The following is a 22,391-nucleotide window of genomic DNA, read 5'->3' on the forward strand; positions in this document are numbered from 1 at the left end:
CCAATCCTATTACTTAGATACGGATGAATACTTCACAATGAATAATTCAACCGCCATGACATCCGTCAGTCTTCCTGTCTTCACCCGTTCCTCGATGTCCGCACTGTCCTCCATGATCGCCCTTAGTTCACTGGAGCCAAAGTGCTTCGCCTGATCCATGTACTTTCCGGCGGCAAACGGGTGCAGTCCTGCTTTGGAAGCGATTTCTTTCCTTCCGTACCCCTTTTTCAGAAGGTCCCTGACCTGATGGAGAATCCGGTACTGCCTTGTCATCAGATAAAGAATCCGCATCGGCGGCTCCTTCAGGGCCAGAAGTTCATAGTACAGCTCCAACGCATGTTCCTGCTTCTTCTCCGCAACTGCATTGACCATGTCAAAGATGTGGTTGGATATCTGTGTGACACATACTGCATCCACATCCTCCGCCGCAATACTGTCTTTCTCCAGTGTATAACAGAACAGTTTCTCCAGTTCCTTCTGTATGTTCTCCATATCCGTGCCGATCTTATTCAGAAGGTACGTGACTGTAGATTCGGATATCTGCTTGTTTTCCTTGCGTACCTGGCCGAGTATCCACTTTTTCAGCGTCACCTCATCCTGAAACGGCAGTTCCACAATATGCCCTTTCGCCTTCACAGCCTTAAAAAGCTTACTCCGCTTGTCCACTTCATTTTCGATAAAAATGAAATACGTTGTATCCGGCATTTCCTTGATATAATCCGCCAGGTCCGCCCCCGCATTCTTAAAGAAACCAGTGTTCTCGAATACAATCAAACGGCGCTCGGCAAAAAAGGGCAGAGTCTCCGCCAGATCAATGACCTCCCGGACATCTACGCCCTTCCCTTCATAATAAGCGTAATTCATCGTATCCCCGTCCGGAAGCATCGCCTTCGTAAACCGGTCTTTGTACTGCTTCTTCAGATAATTCTCTTCCCCGTAGAGAAGATATACCTGCTTAAATTGTCCCGTTTTTAAATCTTCATTCAAACTCTTCATAACGTATCTATTATATAGGAAAGTTCTCTATTTTGCAAAATATTTCACTACAGATAATGAAATTCATCTTGTCCTGCATAAAAAAGAATGATTTAGCAGTCTATACCTTTATATCCGTATCAACTCCCCCTCCCACGAAATCATTTTTTCATCCCTCATCCACACCATCTCATCCCGGATGGTGTCCGCAAAGGGGCGTACCCTGTACCCCAGCTCCTTTGCCGCTTTTTCATAGGAGAAGTTATTGTTTCTGGCGAGATTATACACGGCGAATGAAGTCATGCGCCCCAGTTTCCCGGTGATTTTTCCCATCAGGTCGCACAATTTTCCCATCATCCTGCCGATACCGATTGGCAGAATCAATTTCACATTTTTACACCCGCTGATGTCGGAAAGCAGGTCAAACATCTCCCGCATCGTCACGAGCTGGTTCCCCATGATATATCCTTCTCCCATGCGGCCATTTTCTGCGCAGGAAATACAGCCTCTTGCAAGGTCACGCACATCTACGGCATTAAAATATCCTTCAATACCCGCAGGCATTTTTCCATCCACATAGTCTTTAATAAAGGAACTCACCGGACCGTTTGCAAAATCATTCGGCCCGCAGATTCCGGTTGGAAATACAATGGACGCGTCCAACTGATATTGTCTGACAGCATCCAGAACAATCTGCGTCGCTTCTGCCTTTGTCTGTCCGTAAAATCCGATGATTCCTTCTGGTGAGAAATGGTCTGTCTCCCGGATGGTCTGGTTCCCCGGCAGTTCCGGGATTGCACTTGTCGAACTGATATAGACCAGCTTTTTTACCTGGTGTTTTCTGCACATCTCTATGACGTTCCTTGTCCCATTTACATTCACATCATATACTTTCTTACTGTATTCATCCACTACCGTCACGATACTGGCACAATGGATGACAATGACTTCCCTGTTTTCAGTCGTAAAAAATCTTTCCAATGATACATTATCCGTGATATCACCAAACATGACCTCCGCCTGATTCGGCACGTGTTTCACCGCAGGGTCGCCTTCCAGTACCAGTGCTCTTACCTCTTCACCTGCTTCGATCAGCTGTTTAGTAATATTGCTTCCTAATAATCCTGCTGCCCCGGTTACTAAATACATTCTGTTTTTCATTTCATTGTTCTCCTTTTATTTTGATTTTTTACTATTCTTAAGGAAACAGCATGACGGAAAAAGTCTTTCCCGCCTGCCGTTCTTTCAACGATGCCATCATAATAAGAGAATGTAAACTGAACGTAAACCGGAAGAAATATTTTCTGTTTACATTCAGTTTACCTTGCGCCATTAAAGTAGAACCCACAATACAACAAAACAGGAGGATTATCATGAAAAACATATGTGTTATCACTGGGGGAGGAAGCGGGATGGGTCTGGAAACCGCCCGGATTATGGCCTCTACCCACTATATTATTATCTGTGGAAGGACCGTGCAGAAATTAGAATCTGCTGTAAAAGTATTAAGAGAAGAAGGCATTGCCTGTGAAGCATTTCCCTGCGACGTGGCTGACCGTAACTCCGTGGAACGTCTGGCACAGCATGCAAAAGAAGCCGGACGGGTTCAGGCATTGATTCACGCTGCAGGCATGAGCCCGCATATGGGTGATGCGGAGGCGATCCTTAGCACCAATGCTGTCGGAACTATCCATATGAATACTGCATTTTATAAAATAATGGGGGAAGGCTCCTGTATTCTTGATGTCTCTTCTATGTCAGCATACTTAACGCCTTCTTTTATCATGCCCCGTAAGCTATACAAATACAGCATGGAGGACCCGTCAGTCTTCCTTCACAAAATGATGAGGCGTATCCGTATCTTTCCTGCGGCTGCAAGGGCTGGCGTTGCCTATGGTATCTCGAAACATTTTGTTATCTGGTATTCAAAACAATGTGCCTTAAAATATGGGGAAAAAGGAATCCGTGTCGTATGTGTTTCTCCCGGTAACTTTGAAACCCCGATGGGAAAACTGGAGCAGGTAGAGGCCGACAAGTTCACAAATCATGCCGCAATCAAGCGCTTTGGAAAACCGGAAGAGATTGCCTTTCTTTTCTCTTCCATCGTGGATGAAAGAAACAGTTACCTGACAGGACTGGACATTATCTGCGACGGCGGACTTGTTGCATCCGGTGTTAATGCATTTACGAGGTGATGACTCTGCGTATTCTTTCCATATAAAATAGCAGTTGCACCCTGTCTTCCGATTCGTTATAATACACGTTAAGACAATGCCAAACACAGGAGGTAAAGAATTTGAAAAGAAATAAAAGGCTGGATGATGCCAGTAAACTGCCTAATTATTTTGCAATTATCGCTATCGCCCCCGCCTTTCTGTCTGTTATGGCATACGAGCTGGTCGAATATTTTGTGAACTACAACAACCCTGACTATCGTCCCGTGGTTGGGCTTGGCATGATTATCCCTATGGCCCTCCTTATGGAACTGTATACTTTTTTCCTTTCACGCCATCTGAACCGCAAGGTTAATACTCTTGCAAATGCGATCAATCAGGTTGCAGGGGGAAATTATGATGTTACACTTGATGTAAAAAAAGCGGCGCCTATGCCGGATGTGGCTGAGAACTTCAACAAAATGACGGCCGAATTGAAAAGTGTCCATACACTGCGCAATGATTTTATCAATGATTTTTCGCATGAATTCAAGACCCCGATTACCTCGATCAATGGATTCGCCAATCTGCTTCTGGAGACAGAGGTTACAGAAGAGGAGCGCAGACAGTATCTGACCATCATCGCTGAAGAATCTTCACGTCTTTCAAAACTTGCCGAGGAAACGCTGATGATGTCCCGGCTGGACAGCCAGCAGAATATCATCGATCAGGAATGGTATGCCCTTGATGAGCAGATCCGGCAGAACTTAATCCTGCTTTCCAAAGACTGGGGCGCAAAATTAATAGAGATAGATACCGATTTAAACCCTGTCTCTTATCTGGGAAATCCCGCCCTCATGTCACATATCTGGCTGAACCTGATCAGCAATGCCATCAAATTCACACCCGGACACGGCAGGATTGCAGTCAACTTGAAGGAATCCGGCGGAAAGATATATGTCTCTGTCGCAGATAATGGGAAAGGCATGACAAAAGAGGAGACATCCCGTATTTTTAATAAATATTATCAGGCCGATGCTTCGCACGCCACAAAGGGGCTGGGTCTGGGACTCTCCATCGCGCACCGGATTGTGGAATTGTGCGGCGGGGAGATTCAGGTTGCCAGTACGCCGGGGGAAGGGAGTACATTTACTGTAATCCTCCCCACTAATGTGTCACGATAAACATGGATTTAACGGAAAGGAGCTTACTATGGCTACTGTTTTAACTGTTGAAGATGATAAAAATACACGGCTTCTCACTGCTGCCCGGCTTAAGCCCTATTATACCGTCCTCGCTGCCTGCGACGGGGAGGAGGCTCTGGACCTTTTTTATAAACAGCATGTGGATCTTATTGTGGCAGATATAATGATGCCTAACATGGACGGCTATGAGCTTGTACGGACACTGCGCAGTTATCACCAGGATGTCCCGGTAATCATGCTCACGGCCAAAGATGCCTTCGAAGACAAACGGCTGGGCTTTTCCACCGGCACGGACGATTATATGACAAAGCCTGTGAACCATGAAGAACTGCTCTGGCGTATCGAGGCGCTTCTTCGGCGTGCAAAGATTCATGCGGACAAGAGAATCCTAATCGGGGCCGTGACTGTGGATTCCTCGAATTACACAGTGTCGCGCTCTGACACTGCCGATTCCATAGAACTGCCAAAAAAGGAGTTTGACCTCCTGTTCAAACTCCTTTCTTATCCTGATGTGATATTTACGAAAAACCAGCTGCTGGAGGATATCTGGGGCTACGAGACTGACAGTGATGAAAATACAATCAAGACACATATCAGCCGCCTCCGGAATAAATTCGACAACTGGAAGGAATTTCAGATTGTTACGGTGCGGGGACTCGGATACAAGGTCACTTTGTCTGTTTCAGATAAGTCGTAATTTCCAGTCTGTCCCCATCTGTTACCAGTGTCACGGCACCCTGTTCCTGTGTCCCGTATATCCGGCCGCCTATCCCCTGAAGTTTCTTTATCGTTTCTTCATGGGGATGCCCGTAACGGTTATGCAGCCCGGACGATATCCATGCAATTTTGGGGGCTGTGAGGCTTAGAAATTCTTCTGAAGTAGAATTCTTTGAACCGTGGTGTGCCACCTTCAGTACAGTATACTGTTCCAGCGTGCCGCTTTGTTCGAGTAGTTTTTCCCCTTCGCCTTCCACATCTCCAGTAAACAGCATATGGAACGCACCATAGGAAACCTCCAGTATCATGGACGCGGCATTTCCCGGTTCCCCCTGATAATCCTTCAGCGGTCCCTTACAGACCAGCTTAAGCCCCGATTCCCCAAGTGTTTCTCCACTTTCCATGACAACGACACGGGTACCGTTCTGTTCTGCCTTCTGCGCCAGTTTCATGAGTGTCTCATCCTGCACGTCGGCGGGCGGCAGGACGAGGCAGCGGATGGAGATTCCCAAATTCTGATGTTCTAACATTTCCCCGATTCCATTCATGTGGTCTGCATCCCCGTGGGAGATAAAGACATAGTCCAAAGACTGCACCCCCTGCGATTTCAGGAACGGCTCTATCCGGTATTTCCCGACCGAGGATACATCACTGCTGCCCCCGTCTATAAAATAGCTCCTCCCGTCCGGCCCCTTCATGTACAGGCCATCCCCCTGTCCCACGTCAACCATCGTAACACGTAGTTCCCCCTTTCTGCCGTAGTTCATCGTACAATTCACATATAATACCAGACACAGACCAAATATAGTAATGCATCCAATCACGGCTTTGCTTCTGCCCTTTCGCTTTATCCCGTGCTTTCTGCCGCGGTTTCTTATAAGATACACAGCTATGCAAAACATCAGCAGAATGAGGTAATAGATGGCCATGCCGCCCTTTCCCGGCTTTCCCGTCACAATCCGGCTCATGGGCAGAGACAGACTTGTCCGGCATGCTTTTTCGTACAGCATGAGTATCCATTTACAGAGCGTAAGAATTCCCCCTCCTGCCTGTGGAAGAACAGTTAAAATGAGTGAGCCGGCTGCCCCTGCACCAAGCACAAGGGACATCAGCGGTATCACAAGGAGATTTAACAGAATGGAGTATAGGGGAAATTCAAAATAAAAATAGAGCATGACCGGAAGCAGTACTAAGTTAATAGACAGGCTTGCGCAGATACTTTTCGTAAGAGCATTCTGTTTTGTTTTTTGAAGAAAACAAGATTCAAGACATGGATTCACGGACGTGATCCCGAGTAATGCACCAAAGGATAGCAAAAACCCCGCATCCTTAAGGTAAAGGGGCTGCCATATAACGATTACCGCGGCTGCGAGTGCAAGGCTGGTAGGCGTATCGTAATCCCTCCCCGTAATGTCCGCCCCCATTCTGACGATAAACATGACCAACGCCCTGATACTGGAAACCCCGCATCCAATCATGAGTGTGTATGCCAATAGAAAACAAATTCCGATTCCGCCTGATACCGCGAAGTTAAGTCCGATTTTCCTTAGTATTTTATATAACCCGATTCCAAGGAATGACATATGAAGTCCCGATATGGCCATTATATGTACCCCACTCTCAGGAAAGCCGGAAAATCAAGGTCTTTACATGATACACAGTGTTTATTGTGTTCCCCATTTAACAAACTAATACCAAACACATTTTTCTCTTCAGACAGCCTCTCTATAAAATAAAAAGTAACAGCTTACTCTTTTTCTGTAAAAATCACAAAATTATAAAAAAATGAGGGCGAAAACATCTTACTGTCTTCGTCCTCGAATTATTAAAACATAAGAGAAAAAACTTCAGAAAACTCACATCCACGCTGATCTATTTCTTATTTACTTTTCCAATTCTACAGGTATAAAATTTACAATCCTTTAATAAACGCAACTTCTTTTTTCTTAAGAGCTTTCTTCAACTTTTCATTCTCTGCCTTTAAATCCTTATTCTCTTTCTGAGATTTTTCATACTCCATTTTTATTAACTCATTCTGCCGCTCCAAAGCATAATCCAGAATCACTTTCTTTTTCTGATGGAACACCTTGCCTTCCTGCTTCTGTCTTGCCTCATTCAAAAACTTGCTTACAGTCGGATTCTTATAGAAGAAAGCCCTTGACAATCCGGTTTTCCGAACTAGTTCACAAACCAAAAGTTGCTCTTCTTTATCCAGCATTTCTTTAATCGTGCGGATCGCGCGGTCAATTTTTTCCTTACTCGCCTTTTGATTAGACTCAACCATTTTTGAATACTTGCTCATATCCATCCCACTCCTTAATAATTTCACTCAAAATCTCATCCATCGTCTTTCTTAATTCTTCGGTTTCCTTTACCAGTAGCTTTCCGCTTGCCCGCCGATACCGATATACCGTATTCACTCCTCTATGCCCTAATAGATGTGCAATAGCAGCATCATCCAGATGCAGTTCCACAAGTTTCATGCCATAACAGTGCCGGAATAAATGTGTGGCAAAGCCCATTCGTTCTCCGTTGTCTTTGCAAATATCATTTTCGTGTATCAATGTATATACACGGTGTTTCAGCATAGAATATTGAAACGGCAGGGAAGGGTTCGACTCATTTACGAATACATATTCCGTTTCCCCGTACCTTTCGTATGTATACTCTATAGATTTCTGAATTAACTTAGCCACATCATCTGGAATCGGTTTTTCATAATAAGAGGTCTTTACCTGATACATTCGAACAATATAATGTCCATTTTCCTGATATAAGCAGTCTGTTCGCAAGGTAAGTGTATCAGAAATCCTTCCACCAAGCATCTGATGCAGGATCAGCGCACGTGCCACCTGTTCTTCCATATTAACAATATAATAGTTCAAACGCTTTATTTCCTCGTCAGAATAAATTTTAAATGCTACTTCCGGTGCTTTTGGCATGTCCTGCTTAATAAACAATTTCCCCAACTTGGGCTTGTCAATCACTTTTCCAACCTGCTGCAGCATGTTTTTTAAATTTGCCATTTCCGTTTTTAAGTTTCTTTCCTGGCCTCTTTCCAGATTGATGTAAGTCAAGTATTCTTCAATGTTTAATCGCCCTACTTCTCCTAAACTTTTAATCTCTGGATTTCTCTTGGCAAGAAACTCAGAAAACCGTCTTACCGCACGTATCTCTCCCTGTAACGAACCTACCGATAAATATTTAATCCGGATATAAGATGCCCGTTTTACCTCTTCCCTTATCGTCTCTTGTATGATTCCTGTAAATTTTATTGTCCTTATTACATCTATCGGATTCTGTCTGACCTCAAATCCAAAATTTTCCAGTTTCCACACATCTTTTTCCCATTCTGACCGTTTATCTTCCGGCTCTAAATAACGAAGCAGAAGACGTAGATACTTGATCGGTGCCGCATCCTCCTGTAAATTCTTACCCATACTTTTCATATGATGCTTTCGTGTGATTTGATAGCCATGATTTAATAGCCATGCCCTAAATTTCTTAACAAGGACTTCTTCTGGTATTGCCCTGAAGCTGTGCAGAAACGGATATTTATCTTTCATAAATCTAGCAAGTAGATTGTAAAGAATTATGTCTCCATTTACGGTAGACATACTCAACTCTTCTCCGCGGCTTCGTATGAATGTTTCCATTTCCTTTTTCTGCCCTTCCATTGTCAAAAGATCCAAATTATAAAAATGTTGTTCCATAACTCTAATATTTTTTTCAGAAATACATCCTTTTCTTTGATAGCAAGGAAGTTCTTTTATGTAAATCCTAGTTTCCATCTTTGTCACTTCTTTCTTTCCATTCACTTACCAAACTTTTCTGTTCTTTATAATATTGTTCACTTGACATATCCACATGTTTCTGAATACAGTCAATATACCGTCTTGTCATATTTTCATGTTTATGACCTAAAAATTCCCGGATTGCCTGTATGGACGCCCCGCGTTCATATAAAGCTGTGGCTACACTATGCCGATAATCGTGCGTTTGGAACACATGATCTCCGCATCTAATTCCCTGTTTTTTGCACCATGCCACCATTTCATGCCAATAGTGTGTTGACAAAAATGGTCCTCCTTTGGAATTTTGGAACACATAAGAGTCTATACCGATTTTCTTTCGTTCTATATAAACCATCATGCTACGATATAATATCATCGGGATTGGAATTACCTTTTCCATCTTCATTTTGTGCTGGTAAATCCTAAGCCAGGCAACCCCCTCCTTCAGATAATATCCTTCCCGTTTTATGGAACATACTTCATTGATTCGTAACCCCAAGCACCATAAATGCAGATACATAAGCCTCATGTCTTCTGGCAACTGGTTTAAATTCTGTAAGATCTCCGTCACCGTATTCTGTGGTACGGACCGATAATGATGTGGTACCGGTTCCCGCTTTATATAATATTCTGAATAAAACGGAACCTTGCTATAATATCCCCTCGCTGTCAGGAATCTAAAAAAGCAATGGATTTCAGCCACCTTATCGTTAAATGTTGCAATTTCAACACATTCCTTTTGCAACTCTCTCATATATAAATCAATCTCTGCTGCAGTTAATTTATCTACTGCAAGTTTTTCTTTATCAAGAAAACGCAGAAAAGCTTTTGTAATATACGTCCGTGCCCATATATTTTGAACAGCAGCTCCAGTTACACCCAACTGATATTTTACATACATCTTTAAATATTCTCGGTTATGTTTATCTAATATATCTAAAAATGAAATTCGTTTTACCGGTCTTGTCGGATCATAACGGGTTATATCAAACTGGAAACGCTCCAAATACCATACATTTGCATCCCAGTTAATATCTTTAGCCTGCAAAAAAAGGATTCTCTGTACTTTATCCACAATCTGAGGATATCGGTTATTTACAAGAGGAACTTCTTTTGCTTTACTAAAATACTCATCAATCTGATTTTGTTCTAGCTGTGTTAGATCCGAAATCCCTCTGTCTATGCAATACACATAAAAGAAATGCAAAGGGGCAAGATACCCCCGCCGTAATTTACGCTCAGAAAAGTTTTCTAATGCATAATTTAGAACTGTAAAAATCTGATATTTCAGTCTCTGTGATGTCTTAATTGAAAAATCCCATATAATTCCTTCTGCATCCTTGCAATAGTAAAATTCCTTTGCCAAATTATAATCTGGATGATAACCCAAGTAAATTCTCTTCTCTTGATACTTTAGCCGAATTTTAGTTTCCCTTATACTGTTATTTCTTTTTTTAATATCAAATAACTTTAGTTTATCTAAGCCGCTTAGATACCATGGACGGTTTCTTTTATTTATGGTTTTCTCCAGATATTGTTCATAACTCACCCTGACATCCCAGTCAATTTCTTCCAAACTATATATCTTCTTCTCCACCATAAATGCATACACTTTGTTCTTAAGAGTCTGTTCTACTGTGTCACATTCTTCCAGCTCTTCTTTTAGTTTTACAAATTCTTTTTGCTTATGAAACATTCTCCAATCCCGTAAAGATTTTTGGTATACACCTATCAACTTTCTGTCTTTAATTCCATGTTCCTGAAGCCATAGTGCATACGAATCAATCAAACTATCTTCAATTTCTGTTACATCGTACACATTTTTCAAATATAAATACTCTATCCCACGCTTTATAAATCTCTTTTCCCTTACCGGGCACTCCTCTATCTGTCTTTCTAAATATTCGGCATTCTTCTTTTCTTCATAAAAGCAATTAACCACTTCCATTGTCATATTTAACCAACTCCTATAACAATTTATCCGCCATATATAATGCTGCATTTTTGCGAAAAAGCTCTTCACTTGCTTCAACCAACTCTTCATTGCTAATGTTCAGATAATTAATAGTTGTCTGTAGATTCCTATGCCCCAGCGCCTGACTGATCAATTCCAAACTCCATCCATTCTTCCGACGCTCGTTTGCAAAATAGTGCCTGAGCATATGAGATGTAACTTTAATCTGTGTCTTCTTTTGTAAACGGCGAAGCATTGCATTGACTGCATCTTCTGTTAACGCTTGTCCGGCATGTTCTCCAGATAATGTAATAAACAAATATTCTGATTCTCGCAATAATTTTCTGTACTTAGCATAGTAAAAGAGCAGAATGTCAAAAGTATCTTTGCTAACCTTTGCCCACCTGTCTTCCTCATATTTTGCACGCACTTCATTTTCATTGTCTACTCTTGGCTCAACGCGTATCCGACACCCCTGGTAATCAATGTCCTCCACATAACGTACCCCTAAAAGCTCTCCAATGCGAAATCCGGTCTCAGCTAATAAAAGAAGTAACAACTGATCCCTGCAATTTGTACATGCATCCAAAAGAACGATAATATTTTTTCTCTCTATGGTTCTCCCTTTTGATGAAACTGCATTCAAATATCCATCAAATGACCGGCACAGCTTGGTCTTTCTAACGCCTATAGCATTTGTATACGAAATTGTCTTATCTGAAAGAACCAGCAATGAGCCAAACTGTTCATATTCCATTTCAAGAAATTGATAAAAACCAAACACATCATGTAAATATGCGTTGCAGGTCCCATTATCTGGAATTTTCCTTACTTCCCCGGAAATATGCTTTCCTCCTTTAACCCAATAGAGAAAGTTCTGAAAAAATTCCATTTGTGCACTATAAGTCATCTCATAAACATCCTCAAACTGTCTCCCCTGTTCTTTCAAATATCCCATAAAATAGGATAATGAAAACGCAATACGCTTTACTGTATTGGGGGAACGATTTGAAGTTGTCTTATGCTTCAAATATTTTGTTGGATATACACAGATACTGGCATCCTCTGTCCGGCGAATCAGAAAATAAACTTTTCCATCATATCTCACATTTCCAACCTCATAAGTCTTCAAATTTCGATCACCCCCTCTTTTACTATATCTACATTATACACACCTTTCCCTTTTTATGTCAATTATTATTGATATAGGTTATTATATATTGATTTTCTTTTATTTTAAATCTACACACTTAGCAAAAATAATTTCCCCTACTAATTATCTGATTGATTGTTCCATTCCCACATGATATAGTGAAAATGGAGGTTTTATTATGAACAGTCAATTTGATAAATCAGCATTTTCAATACTCCTCAAAAGAGCACTTGGAAATCGAACACAAAAAAGTTTTGCCGAAGATATTCAAATGAGCAAGGAGCACCTTTCCCGTTTAGTAACGCAAAAACGGGAGACTCCACCTACTATAGATACTTTAACCAAAATTGCCTTAAATTCACAAAACAGAGTATCTTTGCAAGAGTTACTTTCTGTTTGTGGCTATGATCCAAACACTATATCCGTTCCTGCTGCCATCAATCATATGATGGAGGCCGTTAAGCTTGCTTTATCACATATTCCATATGAATTTTCCGAGCATTTATGTGATAACACCAGCTTTTACCAAATGACTTCATGTTTTACAAACGGTCCCATTCACCGTTGGTATTTTCATTTTCTTTCAGACAATACTTTTGGAACTGTAGACCATGAACTTTCTACCAATCTTTTAAGTTTAATATCAAAAGAAATGAAGTCTAACGATAAAATCAGCTTTGTCACTTCGATTCCTTTGTTATTTCAGTACTACATGGAACACCGGCCTCATAATTTAAACTTAAACCTTTCGTTCATTCTAATTAACGAACATACATTAACTGTTTCAAAAGAAATAGTGCTTCAAACTGCTAGTTCAATACCTTATGAAGTTTTAAACAACTATACATTTCCATCAAACCCGGAATAATTCCGGGTTTTTTTATTGCATTAGCTCACAATTTTATAATGTTTATCCTCTTAAAATATAAAAAGTATGCATCTTCTACATTTCTGTAAATTTTCACACAAAAAACTCCTAGAATCACTTTACTCTAGGAGTTTTTATGTTGGTCTGGTTTTCCATCCAATCTGTCTGCGTTGCAGTTGTAAATATTATAGATAATTTGTAGTTATCTGTTGTGAATATATATATATTAATGTTGCATGAGTTAAAGGGAGAATTATGGAAAGAAAATATACATTACCTCAGAACTTAGTCCTTTTAATATCTGGTGTTCCTGGTGTTGGGAAAACCACTCTTTCTAATGAACTTCTTAAGATACATAAAGAAATCCGACTAGTCGAAGAAACGGATATAATACGAGAAATTTTAAGAGGATATAATGATTATTTGTTTCAAGAGCATGGTTTTTTGCAAAATAATATTTATTCGCATCATAAATTTCTGACTTATGATATGGCAAAAAACCAATGTAAAATCATGAAAAACTCTATTATAAATATTATTCAACGTCAACAAAGGAAAGGAATTCCATCTATTATAAATGGTGTACATATTATTCCTGAAGAATTATATGTACACCTAAAGACATCCAATATTGTATACATTAATTTATATGTAGATTCAGAAAAAATCCTATGGGCCCGTTTGAAAAAGCGAGATTCTCAAAAATATAAATTAGAATGTATACCTCTTTTATATCAAACTAACATTGATTTGAAGAATAGTATATTACGTTTAGGAGAAAAGATTTCTTGTTATAATATTAATGTAAGCTTAAATTCAATCTCAGAAACGCTTGCTGAAATAAATGAAATCTTTTATCATTTATATGGTAATTAAAATAAATCTACAGCACCATTCCAAACAGCACAATACTTTTCGATACATTCTTTTCCCCGTTCAGAAGTGGCACTGAAAACTTCAAATTTTGAATCTGTCATTATTTGAGGTTGACCATTTTCATCAAAATGTGGTTTAGAATAAATAATACAATTATCTAAACGAATTATAATTTCTTCTCGCCGATTAGAATATTTGCGAAAACATTTTTGGAGGATTCGATTATCACCAATCTGATATTTGGCTCTTTTTATTGTAGCATCTAATTCTTGTAAAAAGATATCTTGTTGTTTGTGTGCAAATTTTACTTCTTCCGCTTCAGGATTTAAAAACATACATCTAAAATCGATGCCAGCCATATTGTCTATTATAGATTTTTCTTCCAAATATTCAAACAATTCCTTGAAATTTCCACCAAATAATTTCATGTTTTTTCTTCCATAAATCCACAGGTATTTTCCAGTATATAAGAATGACTGCACAACTGCTTTCCATAAATCAAATGTTTCAAATCCAGTCATAAAATATGCTGTTTTATTTCTATAAATAGGACTTTTTACTTTGAAAGATTCATTATTTAACAATATATCAACAAAATCTTCACACTGTATATCCACCTGACGATATTTATCTTTTATATTTTCTACATTTTTAATAAAATTTGAAAGAACATTTCTCGTATATGATGAGTCACGTAATCCAAAACAATTTATAAATGATGCTTCAAAATCTGCACCATTTATATTAATTTCTCGAACAACATTCATTGGATTATCTATCCATGAATGCCAATTGGGATCATTATCAAATAAAAGTGGAATAACCGTTTTGTTTAATCCACAAGCAAACCCCGCTTCATAAAGTAGCCAGGGTGATTTTTTATTTTCTTTGGTAAAGCAAAGTAATAGCAAATCACAGTCTTCTATTTTTTTAATTATTTTCTCTTGAACTTTTTCGCCTGCTGAAATATTTTCCTCTGACATAAACACATTTGAATGAGGATCAAGGCTTTCTATAAGATATTTTATTTCTAATGCAAATTCTCTACTCTTAGCTTTAGACCAACTCACAAAAATATTTGGCATATTATATTTTCTTCCTCCATTTTATTGTCCTAAATTCAACAGATAACTACAAATTATCATGCTAATTATAACAAATTTCTCCAAATTTTTCCATACCACATCCAAATTTTCTTGTACCTTTATATTTCCTGAATCATATACTAAAGGACCGTACAATTTCGTATATTTCGGAGCCTTGTAAAGTAATATTTTCGGTATATTTCTATCACAACAAGACCGCCTATAAAGCCGATCAAAAAAATAATATTAAGTTCCTTTTTTCTATGCCACTTTTATTTTCATAGCATTACGCGGATGATATTGTTGAAGAATCTCCGCCTGTTTTCTAGCTGCTACATGTATATATATCTGTGTCGTTTTAATTGAACTGTGACCTAGAATTCGCTGTATACAGCTAACATCTACTCCTTCTTCAATTAAATATGTGGCGAAAGAGTGCCGGAACATGTGAGGCGTAATGTTCCTACGGATTCCTGCAGCTTTGGTATATTTTTTCAACATAAGTCTGATAGACTGCTCTGTAAATCTCCCACCCCGATTATTCACAAAGAAAAATCCACAAGCTTCTATTTCTTTTTTATTTTCTAAATAGTATTCTCTCATCCATTCCAATACTTCTTGATTTCCAATTTGAACATAACGTTCTTTATTCCCCTTCCCCTTAAAACAAATCAAACCTGATTGTAAATCAACACACTCCACTCTAATATTAGAGATTTCATATACTCTTGCCCCAGTTGCAAAGAACATCTCTACTATCATAATATCACGCTGCCAAGTTCCAACCATTTTGCCCTTAGAATCAGGTTTATGGTTATACATATAATTTAGAAGACTTTCAATCTCTTCCCGTGGAATAATCCTAGGTAATACTACTGCTTCTTTAAATTTTACTTTTATTTTTCTAAATGGATTTTCTTCAATTAATTCCTCTTCTTCCAGATAATTATAAAATGCTTTTACACTTGCCAGTTTACGTTTCACTGTCTTTTGCTTGAAATCTATATGTAGCTTCGTAATATACTTCTCGATCTCCGCCTTTCCGGGCTCTTCTCCCTCTACCCATTCAAAATACTGTCTCAGATCAATCCGATATGCTTTTAATGTTTTATCGTCAAGCTCCTTTCGATATTTGCAAAACACTAAATATTGCTCTTGTAACTTTCGTATCTCCATAGCAGGCTCCTCCAAAATCTTTTTTGAAAAAGTGTAGCATATACACAATAGAAAATTCCATCTTCTCTCTACAAATCTTTACTGACAATAAGATATTATCTTATTAAAATCCGAGATGAACATCATGATAGACTTTGATATTACACCGATCAAAGAATTTTATAATCGGATACCAATTATATGGATGATGTATCATTGCTGAATCCAAAAAAAGCGATCTGGCTATGCCAGACCGCTCATTTCATATTATTACATATTATTCTCAGACCATGCTTCCAGTTGTATTCCGATGTTTCCAGTATATCCCCAGTCATCAGTTCCTATATATCTTCGATCTTCTCCATTATTAATGAGCGATACTTTAGATATTACTGTTCCCCAAAAATTCACTAGAATATGAGAACTTATTTCACATGGGATCCCCATACACTCATCATCATGCCGCACTTCATAACAGTAAAAGCCTTCTGGAACACTTTCTCTTTGAATTCTTTCCGAAGAAAAAAGTGCCAAAGTATCAAAAATTTCTATTTCCTCAAAAGTTTCTTTCCTTGCATCATATCTATCCATATTTACCTCTTCTTTCTACTACGAAATATCTACCTGTCAGAATAAAACACAAAAGGTATCTCTATTTAAGACCTTTTAATATAGGCATGTATTCAAATACTGCTTCACCACATTTAATCCAGACTGGTTTTCAGACGGTATTTTACTTTCCTCTTCCAACCATTCAAGAAACTCTCTTCTTTTTTCTTCACATTCCCGCACAACACCCCTAAGTCTTCGGATTTCCTGCTGGCAAGAAATTATTCTTTCTTCATCTGTCATATCAAACTTCTCCTATTCTCTTTTTTCGTAATATAAATAATAACACTAATTCATTTTGCAAATCCAATTCTCTTCAGTAGCTATTTCGTTTGCTTTCAGTTGATGTTCCACCTTTGGTCCAGCAAGTAAGAGCATTCTGAACAATTCCGGAAGATGCTCTTTTCCCAACTTTTCCTCAAACTGCTGTATCCACTGCTCCTGAATTTTATTTGAAATACTTATCTTCCGGCAGTCAAATCCATAACCTTCTGGTGCTGTCATCTGCAATTCATCTGCCACTTTTTCATAAAAGATTGTCAAACTCATCGTTTCAATGAAAGCATCTACTGTTTCCTGTGTTATTTCTTTTACCGTTTTCATTTATAATCTCCTCCTCAGATTAACAAGGTCCTCCTGCTGCACCATGAAAAGCTCCTGCCGGGTATTTCCATTTGCCTTTTACATAAACAGACTCGACTGGAAACTCTCCCGTAAGCAGACTTTGAATCGCTTCTTTATCACCATGATATACACATGAGTCCGCACTACCGATATAAGTTTCCAAATCGCAATGGTTATCCAGCGTAAATCCAAGAATTTTTTCGTCCTGGCATAAAAGAGCATATTCTTTCGGATACAGTTCCCTGATTCCTGCAAATAATCGGGGAGTAGAAAAAATACACATTGCACAACTACAGCGGTTCCAACCTGCCCGGTAACAAGGATGTGGGTTTACTTTATGCCGCTTCAGCACTTCCCAAATATCTCTTTCACTGTAATCAATAACCGGACGCCATTGGTGTACAGTACGGTGGTGTTTGGAAACTGCATTGGTACGGTGAATTTCTATTTCATTATATTTGCTTCTCCCAACGGATTCACCACGTCTTTCTCCCGATACAATTAATAATTTTATATCCTTTCGTGTCTTTGTTAAATTAGCAGTCACACTATCCTGAACAGATGCCTTTAAACTTCCGCTACACCAACGTCCCTGATGTGTGCTCCCTTTTGCTGGAAATTTTTGTCTTTTACCACCCGTATTCTCTAGTTTCTGCATACTGTTCATGTTTCGCAAAACGGTATCTGCTACCATGATCTTTAGATAAGCAGAACACCAGCGCCGACTCAAATCTCCACTTTTCATTGGAAATTTCATTCGATAACCGAATTCCGCCAGTTTATTTTCCATTTCTGATATTGCTGCCGCTTTTAACTTTTGACATTCCATATACTTTTTTGACGGAGGACATTGATAAATTTCCCCTGTCTCTGGATCTACCCATTCAATTAATTCTGATGTCCCAATACGATACAGTTCTCCAAAAAATCCGTTTTTCCTCCAGGATACCCGAAGTGGAATCTGTTCTGCTTCTGCAAATGAGCGTATATAATTTGCAGTACATCTCCAATCCATAGTTCGTGAAGGGTGTCCACCGTCTATATCATGATGCCAAAACTCGATTTTGGATTTTGGTACGCCTAACTCCAATAGCTTGTAATAACAGGCAATGCTGTCCTTACCACCAGATATTAAAACTATAACCAAATCATACATTTCCAAAGGCAGTAATTCTTCAAGATAGATCTTTTTCATATACTCTGTGTCTTTCCTTCCAGAAACCCTTGGACGGATTCTTTTACCCATTCCATAGATCGGAATATCCGATTTTCCATATATAACCGGAGTCTCTTTGGTACAATCAGCATCCCGAATGAAATCCGGCTGGAACAGAGTAAGCTGACCGTTTGACTGCTGAAAATATCCTTCCGTTTTCTTCAATACTATCCACCTCATTTTAAAATCCTATTTCAAACATTCTTTTTCTACCAAAAGTGCTGTTTTCCTTTGCCCTGAAAAATATGATTTTCCATTGTAGATCCAAGTACTCCCACGTGGTGCAGTCATTGAACCGGTAATCTTTCTCCAGCCTGTAGGCATTGCTGTATATAGTTCTACATCTGTTCTTATTGCAAATTCTATAATCCTGTCAAATTCTCCCATCCTTTCCTCCCTTACGTTTCCACCTTTGCTACTTTGCGTAAAAAGGAAAGAATTTTATCTTTCCTTTTTACGTCTCATCATATTTCCGTAGCTTTATGTATGCTGACAGTTTTTCTTATATCCTTTTAGGTACAGGTTATAATCATTCTCCCTTGTTATAAACCTAATCCAGTAGTCTGCTGTGCGGCCATTCATAAAAAAATTATACTCATTTTCACCCACATGCGAAGATGGATGTCCCTTACAAAATTTTCTTAATATTTCCAGATTATAAAACTGTGTCACCAGACAGCGATAAATGTCCTGTGATTCCCGGTTAAATGCTTTCGTCCAAAGCTCACCTCTACAAGGAAAATAGTTACCATGCCATCCGTCTTCATTCCAGTATGCACGAATATGTCCTATTTGGGCGTCCGGATGTTTCCCTGACTGTAAAGAATCCGGTGCTTCTGAGCAATGCTCAAACACATCACGAAAATTGCAGGTTTCCATCAGCTCAAACAACATACTTTCCTTTTTACTCATATAACCCCTTCTTTCTATGCGGCATTTTCCTCCGTCATTTGTGTATCACATTCCGGACAACTATATAAAATTCCATGTTCTGTAATCTGCTCGCAAAGTTCTTTATCACCGATCATGTGCCATAACAGATTGTCCAAAACGCCTTTCAAAATTACATTTTCACCATTCTTACCAGATATGCTTCCGTATCGTAACGTTAACTCCTGAAACAGCATTTCGTAAGAAAGCTTTCCGGTCTTAGAATTTTTGACAGCACTATGGATTACCTGCTGCATATTTTTCCTTTCTTTCCATAGTTTCTGAAGCTGCTCTTTTCCTGTCATATCTATTTTATTATTCATGGTCCTCCTTTTCCAATTACGCTGCATGTTCAAAGGTATCCGGCATTTCCATAAGATCTGCTTCCAATACATCTGCCAGATATTTTCCCTGAAACAACCCGCCATTGATTTTTACTTTCTTTTTGCGCATCTCAGCATAAGATTCTATGCGAAGCTGCCTGCTCTTGTCTGCCAGTTTTTTATCACTTGCCGTAATCCTTTTCTGTATTTCTCTCTGCCACTCTTTTAAGAATTCAGATGCCTCTTCAATGTCTTTATTCTGTCTGTCATATTCTGTCCGTTTCTGTCGTATTACTCCGCCCGGCTCTACTTCTAATGTATAATACGGTTTGTCCGGCTGTTCTGTCTTACGCAGAAACAAAATATAAGTTTCCTGCTCATTGATGCGTTCCAGATACTCTGTTTTCTTATCTATGCAATGGTGAAGTGCCTGTCCTTCCTTTAAAATGTCTTCAATACAATGTGGAGCTAAAACAGTAAATATTTCATTGCCGTATTCATATTTTTTGTCTAAACCTGAGAGGATTTCATTGATGTTCGGATATTTGTCAGCAAGTTCTCCCGCTGTTACAGACAGGCGATTTTCTTCAATATATTGAATAATTTCTTTATGGCGCTGATATAATTTGGATGTCCGATACACAATCTCATCATCCGTATCCATCTTAATCCTCTTTGCCATTGAAAGATAATCCTGCCATGTGATAAGCACCTGAGAAATACTGTCTTTTCGCCGTCCTTTCTGACGAGTCAAATAATTTCTTATTTGAACAAAACTCATTTTCGGTTGAATAAACTTTAAATCTTTAGGTTTTATGTTGTTATTCATAAACCAAAAGATTAAATCGTCATCTAAATAATGTGCGGATGTATTTTCCTCCTGAAGCCACACAAGATATTCTAATCCCCCATCCCGTTCTCTTAAGCGTTTTAAAGCGTTTCTGCTGATCCCAAGTCGAGTATGTAACGCACCGTGTTGTTGTGTACAGGATATTTTTTCCGGGTAATTCATGACTTCCTGTGACAACTTATATAAGTTTGCTTTAACTAGGTGTTCCAGTACAGGTGCCCTTCTTAATGATATAAAATAGTCCCGTGGTCTAAAGACGCTTTTCTGTTTTAAAATCTCAGGAAGACCAGACATTTTCAATTCCTTTTTTGCAAGATCAGGAATGGTCGTGGGATATACTGCTCCAGAACAGTTAGAAATATATCTATAATAATAGTACCAATATCCCCCTCTATTTGCTTCTCCCTGTATCCAACGGGCGCCTCTTTTTTTATAATCATCAAAGTAAAAAGCAGTTTCGTTAAAATCCTTGTCATACAAATACCGATTTTCTTCCGAGCTGAGAACTACCGGATTCCGGTAACTGTCTTTTCCCACAGCCATGCGGACGGAAAACTCCCTTATTATAAAGCCAGGATGACAACGCTGGATTAAATACGCCGTTTCCTGTTTTGTCCATATCCGACCAAATTTTCCGATTGACTTATATGTTATAGTCTGACCGCAATTTGGACATACACCTTCTTCGTTGTATTTTGGTTTCTCTACAGCCACTTTTTTACCACAGCAAGTACAATACCCTTCTGTTGAGCCGCTCCTTTTATAGTAGTAAAATATAAAGTGTTCAGAAATTGCTCTGCGCAGAACCCATTTGTTCCAGTCTTTCGGAATACTGCGAACAGGTTTTAATATCTGATCCCATTCATCTGTTTTGCGCTTGTACTGCCTGTCTAAACGTTTTGTCCGTAGAGATGATTGGTATTGGCATATTGAATAAAAATCACCCTCTCCTATCTTCAGATATTTCTTGATCTTCTCTGCATCTTTTTCGGAAATATAATGTTTAAAGTTATAACAAGAAAGACCTGCGTCAAGATTTTCCAGCATTGCAGTTCTCCATTTACCGGTTTCTGTTTCCAGTGATAAGTATTCTCCTTTTTTCCTATCAAAATAGACAATATACATCGGATATTTGGAACCCGAACGCACAAATTCCGTTTTAAAGACAGAAAGTATCAAATAGCCTTTTTCAATTTTAGCCTTTATATAACTATTGTATTTATATTCTTTTCTCCTGCCCCATGCATTATCAATTACAGGTATATCTTTTTCTGCCTGTTCTCTCAACTGTTTTGTCAATTTAGGCGGCGTTAATGTAAGTAAGACACTTTTTTTCATGCACAAACCTCCTCCTGATCATTTGTAATTCCTTTTACAGTATAATCAATTTTCGGATAACATCTGCTTCCATCAATTTTTAAAAATGCCACTTCCTCTATTGCAGAACAATTTTCTTCCTCTTTCAAAAGTACAAGGATATCGCCCAAATTCCCTGATGCAATTGGATTTTTCCCACGCACAACTACAAAACCGTTATACGCCTTTCCACATTCTTTTTTCACATGTCCATTCCAGTTCCGTTCGGGATGTTCTACCATATAAATTAGTCCTTCAAACAGCAGCTGCTCTATCGTAAGCCGTTTAACCAGCTGCATCTCGGTACAGGAAATTTTACTGTCAATTTCATCTTCATCAATATCACCTGCTGCATCCACTTCGTAATAAACTGAGTTTTTCCAGTCAGAATAATAATCAAGACAATCCATTGGGTTTTCTGCACAGTGAAATCCATTTTTCCTGCAATTAGCCTGATCCGTTTTGTTTATCCCGTCTTCATTAAATTTGTAACCGAGACAGGTTAAATCCTTTTTAAAGCCTTTATACGCCTTCATCCGTTTCCTCCT

General features: G+C 38.9%; 23 protein-coding genes. 5 read left to right on the forward strand and 18 right to left on the reverse strand.

Annotated features, from left to right (window positions below):
- Positions 1-9 precede the first annotated feature (9 nt).
- Positions 10-996 (reverse strand): DNA polymerase III subunit delta, encoded by a 987-nt coding sequence (holA, locus tag DWX43_RS24810; RefSeq protein WP_109733106.1) that lies wholly within the window; start codon positions 994-996, stop codon positions 10-12.
- A 108-nt stretch (positions 997-1,104) separates the two neighbouring features.
- The gene (locus tag DWX43_RS24815; protein WP_118622585.1) at positions 1,105-2,136 is read right to left on the reverse strand and encodes an NAD-dependent epimerase/dehydratase family protein; all 1,032 of its coding nucleotides are present in this window, start codon (positions 2,134-2,136) and stop codon (positions 1,105-1,107) included.
- A 212-nt stretch (positions 2,137-2,348) separates the two neighbouring features.
- On the opposite strand from DWX43_RS24815, the gene DWX43_RS24820 reads away from it, so the two are divergent.
- The 3 genes from DWX43_RS24820 (at position 2,349) to DWX43_RS24830 (ending at position 5,030) form a co-directional block, all read left to right on the forward strand.
- Positions 2,349-3,170, forward strand: a complete 822-nt coding sequence (locus DWX43_RS24820) for an SDR family oxidoreductase (RefSeq protein WP_118622587.1) — start codon at positions 2,349-2,351, stop codon at positions 3,168-3,170.
- Between the two features lie 101 nt (positions 3,171-3,271).
- Positions 3,272-4,312, forward strand: coding sequence for a HAMP domain-containing sensor histidine kinase (locus tag DWX43_RS24825; RefSeq protein ID WP_118622589.1), 1,041 nt, complete (start codon positions 3,272-3,274; stop codon positions 4,310-4,312).
- A gap of 28 nt (positions 4,313-4,340) precedes the next feature.
- Complete coding sequence (locus DWX43_RS24830; RefSeq protein ID WP_118622591.1) at positions 4,341-5,030, forward strand: response regulator transcription factor; 690 nt, start codon at positions 4,341-4,343, stop codon at positions 5,028-5,030.
- Here DWX43_RS24830 and DWX43_RS24835 read toward each other — a convergent pair.
- The 5 genes from DWX43_RS24835 to DWX43_RS24855 all read right to left on the reverse strand — a co-directional run bounded on the left by DWX43_RS24835 (position 5,002) and on the right by DWX43_RS24855 (position 11,930).
- Positions 5,002-6,654: a DNA internalization-related competence protein ComEC/Rec2 gene (locus DWX43_RS24835; protein ID WP_118622593.1), complete on the reverse strand. Its 1,653-nt coding sequence runs from the start codon at positions 6,652-6,654 to the stop codon at positions 5,002-5,004. The two genes, DWX43_RS24830 and DWX43_RS24835, sit on opposite strands and share 29 nt — an antisense overlap.
- Before the next feature lie 308 nt (positions 6,655-6,962).
- Positions 6,963-7,352: a DUF6262 family protein gene (locus DWX43_RS24840; RefSeq protein ID WP_118622595.1), complete on the reverse strand. Its 390-nt coding sequence runs from the start codon at positions 7,350-7,352 to the stop codon at positions 6,963-6,965.
- Entirely contained in the window at positions 7,327-8,841 is a 1,515-nt protein-coding gene (locus tag DWX43_RS24845) for a site-specific integrase (RefSeq protein ID WP_118622597.1), read from the reverse strand. Before DWX43_RS24845 ends, DWX43_RS24840 begins: the two co-directional genes overlap by 26 nt.
- Positions 8,831-10,798, reverse strand: coding sequence for a tyrosine-type recombinase/integrase (locus DWX43_RS24850; RefSeq protein WP_182440818.1), 1,968 nt, complete (start codon positions 10,796-10,798; stop codon positions 8,831-8,833). The genes DWX43_RS24845 and DWX43_RS24850 overlap by 11 nt, the downstream gene beginning before the upstream one ends.
- Before the next feature lie 13 nt (positions 10,799-10,811).
- The gene (locus DWX43_RS24855) at positions 10,812-11,930 is read right to left on the reverse strand and encodes a tyrosine-type recombinase/integrase (protein WP_117500958.1); all 1,119 of its coding nucleotides are present in this window, start codon (positions 11,928-11,930) and stop codon (positions 10,812-10,814) included.
- Between the two features lie 199 nt (positions 11,931-12,129).
- Between DWX43_RS24855 and DWX43_RS24860 the strand changes: the two genes are divergently transcribed.
- Both DWX43_RS24860 and DWX43_RS24865 read left to right on the forward strand, forming a co-directional pair.
- Entirely contained in the window at positions 12,130-12,819 is a 690-nt protein-coding gene (locus tag DWX43_RS24860) for a helix-turn-helix transcriptional regulator (RefSeq protein WP_118622601.1), read from the forward strand.
- 255 nt (positions 12,820-13,074) lie between these two features.
- On the forward strand, positions 13,075-13,695 hold the full coding sequence (locus DWX43_RS24865; protein WP_118622603.1) for an AAA family ATPase: 621 nt from the start codon (positions 13,075-13,077) through the stop codon (positions 13,693-13,695).
- Here DWX43_RS24865 and DWX43_RS24870 read toward each other — a convergent pair.
- The 11 genes from DWX43_RS24870 to DWX43_RS24920 form a co-directional block, all read right to left on the reverse strand.
- Positions 13,692-14,780, reverse strand: a complete 1,089-nt coding sequence (locus DWX43_RS24870; protein WP_118622605.1) for a toll/interleukin-1 receptor domain-containing protein — start codon at positions 14,778-14,780, stop codon at positions 13,692-13,694. The genes DWX43_RS24865 and DWX43_RS24870 overlap by 4 nt on opposite strands.
- Before the next feature lie 261 nt (positions 14,781-15,041).
- Positions 15,042-15,956 carry a tyrosine-type recombinase/integrase gene (locus DWX43_RS24875; protein WP_118622607.1) on the reverse strand — a complete coding sequence of 305 codons (915 nt, stop codon included), beginning with the start codon at positions 15,954-15,956 and terminating at the stop codon, positions 15,042-15,044.
- Positions 15,957-16,205: 249 nt separating this feature from the next.
- Positions 16,206-16,526 carry an LPD28 domain-containing protein gene (locus tag DWX43_RS24880; RefSeq protein WP_118622609.1) on the reverse strand — a complete coding sequence of 107 codons (321 nt, stop codon included), beginning with the start codon at positions 16,524-16,526 and terminating at the stop codon, positions 16,206-16,208.
- 75 nt (positions 16,527-16,601) lie between these two features.
- A complete protein-coding gene (locus DWX43_RS24885) occupies positions 16,602-16,787 on the reverse strand; it encodes a hypothetical protein (RefSeq protein WP_118622611.1) in 186 nt (61 codons plus the stop codon).
- 45 nt (positions 16,788-16,832) lie between these two features.
- Positions 16,833-17,147 carry a hypothetical protein gene (locus tag DWX43_RS24890; protein WP_073962193.1) on the reverse strand — a complete coding sequence of 105 codons (315 nt, stop codon included), beginning with the start codon at positions 17,145-17,147 and terminating at the stop codon, positions 16,833-16,835.
- Between the two features lie 19 nt (positions 17,148-17,166).
- Positions 17,167-18,549, reverse strand: a complete 1,383-nt coding sequence (locus tag DWX43_RS24895) for a phosphoadenosine phosphosulfate reductase family protein (protein WP_243099464.1) — start codon at positions 18,547-18,549, stop codon at positions 17,167-17,169.
- A 24-nt stretch (positions 18,550-18,573) separates the two neighbouring features.
- On the reverse strand, positions 18,574-18,771 hold the full coding sequence (locus DWX43_RS24900) for a hypothetical protein (RefSeq protein ID WP_073962192.1): 198 nt from the start codon (positions 18,769-18,771) through the stop codon (positions 18,574-18,576).
- A gap of 93 nt (positions 18,772-18,864) precedes the next feature.
- Positions 18,865-19,296, reverse strand: coding sequence for a hypothetical protein (locus DWX43_RS24905; protein ID WP_118622615.1), 432 nt, complete (start codon positions 19,294-19,296; stop codon positions 18,865-18,867).
- Between the two features lie 14 nt (positions 19,297-19,310).
- Positions 19,311-19,637, reverse strand: a complete 327-nt coding sequence (locus DWX43_RS24910) for a hypothetical protein (RefSeq protein WP_118622617.1) — start codon at positions 19,635-19,637, stop codon at positions 19,311-19,313.
- A 16-nt stretch (positions 19,638-19,653) separates the two neighbouring features.
- On the reverse strand, positions 19,654-21,825 hold the full coding sequence (locus tag DWX43_RS24915) for a PcfJ domain-containing protein (protein ID WP_118622619.1): 2,172 nt from the start codon (positions 21,823-21,825) through the stop codon (positions 19,654-19,656).
- Positions 21,822-22,379: a hypothetical protein gene (locus tag DWX43_RS24920; protein WP_117500947.1), complete on the reverse strand. Its 558-nt coding sequence runs from the start codon at positions 22,377-22,379 to the stop codon at positions 21,822-21,824. The genes DWX43_RS24915 and DWX43_RS24920 overlap by 4 nt, the downstream gene beginning before the upstream one ends.
- Between the last annotated feature and the right edge of the window lie 12 nt (positions 22,380-22,391).

Source organism: Clostridium sp. AF19-22AC, from assembly GCF_003479085.1.
GTDB classification, from domain to species: domain Bacteria; phylum Bacillota; class Clostridia; order Lachnospirales; family Lachnospiraceae; genus Faecalicatena_A; species Faecalicatena_A orotica.